This is a genomic window from Mesorhizobium sp. M7A.F.Ca.US.005.03.2.1 (genome assembly GCF_003997795.1).
Lineage (GTDB): Bacteria > Pseudomonadota > Alphaproteobacteria > Rhizobiales > Rhizobiaceae > Mesorhizobium > Mesorhizobium ciceri.
In genome coordinates, this window is record NZ_RZRP01000773.1 from 1 (window position 1) to 2,985 (window position 2,985).

4 protein-coding genes and 2 tRNA genes are annotated in these 2,985 nt (G+C 63.4%); 3 read left to right on the plus strand and 3 right to left on the minus strand.

Translation table 11 applies throughout. The features are described from left to right. Positions 1-102 precede the first annotated feature (102 nt). On the minus strand, positions 103-951 hold the full coding sequence (gene rlmB, locus EN991_RS30010) for a 23S rRNA (guanosine(2251)-2'-O)-methyltransferase RlmB (protein WP_027163677.1): 849 nt from the start codon (positions 949-951) through the stop codon (positions 103-105). Positions 952-1,148: 197 nt separating this feature from the next. Between rlmB and EN991_RS30015 the strand changes: the two genes are divergently transcribed. Both EN991_RS30015 and EN991_RS30020 read left to right on the plus strand, forming a co-directional pair. Further along, positions 1,149-1,233, plus strand: a tRNA-Tyr gene (locus EN991_RS30015). An 89-nt stretch (positions 1,234-1,322) separates the two neighbouring features. Then, positions 1,323-1,396: transfer RNA gene (locus tag EN991_RS30020), tRNA-Gly, on the plus strand. Between the two features lie 76 nt (positions 1,397-1,472). Here the strand turns inward: EN991_RS30020 and EN991_RS30025 are convergent. After that, a complete protein-coding gene (locus EN991_RS30025) occupies positions 1,473-1,937 on the minus strand; it encodes a YidB family protein (RefSeq protein ID WP_013531401.1) in 465 nt (154 codons plus the stop codon). A 132-nt stretch (positions 1,938-2,069) separates the two neighbouring features. On the opposite strand from EN991_RS30025, the gene EN991_RS30030 reads away from it, so the two are divergent. After that, a complete protein-coding gene (locus EN991_RS30030) occupies positions 2,070-2,327 on the plus strand; it encodes a GlsB/YeaQ/YmgE family stress response membrane protein (RefSeq protein WP_013531402.1) in 258 nt (85 codons plus the stop codon). Positions 2,328-2,459: 132 nt separating this feature from the next. Here the strand turns inward: EN991_RS30030 and EN991_RS30035 are convergent. Then, positions 2,460-2,985 (minus strand): DMT family transporter (locus tag EN991_RS30035; RefSeq protein ID WP_164769470.1); only part of this gene is annotated, 526 nt, incomplete at its 5' end.

The window sequence follows — 2,985 nt, forward strand, 5'->3', positions numbered from 1 at the left end:
GGAGAGGGCGGCGCAACGTTCCCAAGCCGCCAACTCCTGGCCCATCGAAGAACGGGTTCCGACGTCTGTCGGGACCCGTTTCTCGTCGAGATGTTTTTTGGCTTAGCCGCGCTTCAAAAATGCCCGTGCCACGTAAAGGCTGATCGCCGCGGCATTCGATACGTTGAGCGAATGGATGGCGCCGGGCATGTCGAGCCGCGCCAGCGTGGTCACCGTCTCGCGGGTCTTCTGGCGCAGGCCCTTGCCCTCGGCGCCCAGCACCAGGGCGATCTTTTCTCCGGCAAAGCTCTTTTCGAGTTCGGCCGGCGCGTCCGAATCAAGCCCGATGGTGCGAAAGCCGGCCTCGTGCAGCTGGCCGAGCGCTTCGGCGAGGTTCTTCACCTCGATCTGGTCGATGTGCTCCAGCGCGCCCGAGGCGGATTTCGCCAGCACGCCCGATTCCTGCGGGCTGTGGCGGGCCGTGGTGATCAGCGCGCCGGCGCCGAAGGCGACCGCCGAGCGCAGGATGGCGCCGACATTGTGCGGGTCGGTGATCTGGTCGAGCACCAGCACCAGCTTCGCGTCACCAAGCGCATCGAGCCGCTTGGCTTTAAGCGGCTCGGCCTCGATCAGCACACCCTGATGCACGGCATCCGACCCTGTGATCTTGTCGATATCCCTGGGTTCGACCAGTTCCGTCTTGAAGGGCAGGGCGGCGAGATCGGCGATTTCGAGGCGCTCGGCCGCATTGCGCGTCACCAGCATCTTCCTGATCTTGCGGCGCGGATTGTCGAGTGCGGCGCGAACCGTGTGCAGGCCGTAGAGCCGCACCAGTCCGTCCGCGGCATTTTCGCCCGGCGGAACCGGCTGTCGAGGCCGGAACGCCGGCGCGCCGCCGCTTTTCTCGTCGCGATAGGCGCGGCGCAGCTTGGCGTAATGGGTGTCTTTGGGGGTGTTGGTTTTATCGCTCATGGCTGGTTCTATAGCGGTGTCCTCCGGCCAAGGATATGGCCCGCCGTCACAGCCGGCGAACAACATCGAAAAACGCTGGCTGCGCGGTTGACACCCAATGGCCTTGCCGCCATAAGGCGCTGCGCTGGTTTCGGAGAACACATAACTCGGGTCCGGATCGGCGTGAATGCCTCGTTGCATGGCTCCGGCGGCAGACTGGAGAGGTGCCCGAGTGGTTAAAGGGGACGGACTGTAAATCCGTTAGCTTAGCTTACGTTGGTTCGAATCCAACCCTCTCCACCACTGCCGGCCCGGAAGCCCTGAAACGCGACAAGAATCGGACCGAAAAGTGCATGGCGCTTTTCGGATGAATCCGGTACTTCAGGTAAGGCGCGGGTATAGCTCAGTGGTAGAGCAGCAGCCTTCCAAGCTGAATATGCGGGTTCGATTCCCGCTACCCGCTCCAGACACTCATCCCATCACCGGCAAGCCGAAGCACCGCGCACGAAGCGCAGCGCTCCAATTGTCGTGGCTGCGCCGCGTCAGCTGTTGAACGCGGATGCGACCTGGTGCTGCTGCGGCACCTGGCCGTTCGGCGTCAGCTTGTCGACGATGCCGGGCAGGGCGGTGGACAGTTGCTTGAGTAGTTCCTGCTCGTCCAGTCCGGTCCGTTGCGCGATCTCGCGGATGATCTGCGGTCCGATCGCGGCGCCAAGATCGTTGGCGTTGATCGACTGGTTCTGGCCGGTACCGACCCAGGAGTCCGCGGTGTTGCCGTGACCGGCGTCCCGGAGCTTTTCGAGCAGTCCGCCCAGGCCGCCCAGCAGGCCACCGTCGGCGGATGTGGTTTCCGTCGGGACGGGGGCGGTCGGAGCGGGCGCGGGAGACTGTTCCGGCTCTTCGGCACTTCTGCCGCTCAGCATCTTGCCGACCAGCAATGCGCCGAGTGCGATCATCAGAGGTTTGGTGATGTTGCCGCCGGGAACGGCGTTGTCAAAAAGTCCCATCGTGGATCCTCCATAGCGACCAAGGCCCGACCCCTCCTCAACAATGAAGCATTCGGGCGGAATTTCAAGCTGGCTTGAGGTTTTGACAATCATATGAAAATGTTCGGCTGGCGAGGGGATGGAGAGGAAAAAATGGGTATCATCAGCTGGATCATTCTCGGCGTGGTCGCCGGCTTCATAGGCAGCAAGATCGTCAACAAGACCGGCCAGGGTGTCATAATGGATATCGTGCTGGGCATCGTCGGCGCCATTGTCGGCGGGCTGATCTTCAGTGCCTTCGGCGCATCGGGCGTCACCGGTCTCAACATCTACAGCCTGATCGTTGCCGTCATCGGGGCGGTGGTTGTTCTGTGGGCCTACCATCAGTTCAGCGCAAGGCGGACGCTTTAGGCGCCTGCGGATCGTCTGAGGTTTCGAGTTTCTGAAGGCAAGACCGGCTTCAGGCCGGTATGCCCGGCTGTGGCTTGCCTATGGCATCGGGGCGCCGAAAACAAAGATCGGCGTTCCCGCAATGAAACGAGGCTAGGCGACGACGGCCAACCGGCGCTGGCGCTGATCCAGCGACACGATGGTCAGCCCGCTGCCGACGACCAGCAGGATGCCACAGACCGCCAGTGTGTTGGGGAATTGCCCGAACACCAGCAGGCCCGAAATGACCGCCCAGACGGTGAAGCAATAGTAGAACGGCGCCACGGCGCTGGTCGGTCCGACGCGATAGGCCATGAAGATGAAGAAGTGGCCGAAGATCAGGAAAAATCCAGCACCTGCCATCAGCAGCAGGTGATGCGCCCCGGGCATGACCCAGCGCTCGGAAACAAGATGCGCGGCGCCGGCGCCGATCAGCACCACCACGACGGCGGAAATCGCCACGATCATTCCCGGCACCTCGGCCGAGACCCGCCGGCCGGCTAGGTCGCGCGCCGCTGCAAGGGCTGCGTTGCCGAGCGCCAGCAGGGCATAGACCGAAATGCCTTGCATGGTCGGCTGCGCCACCATCAGCGCGCCGACGAAGCCGAGCCCGATCAGCGCCATGCGCCGGCCGCCGATC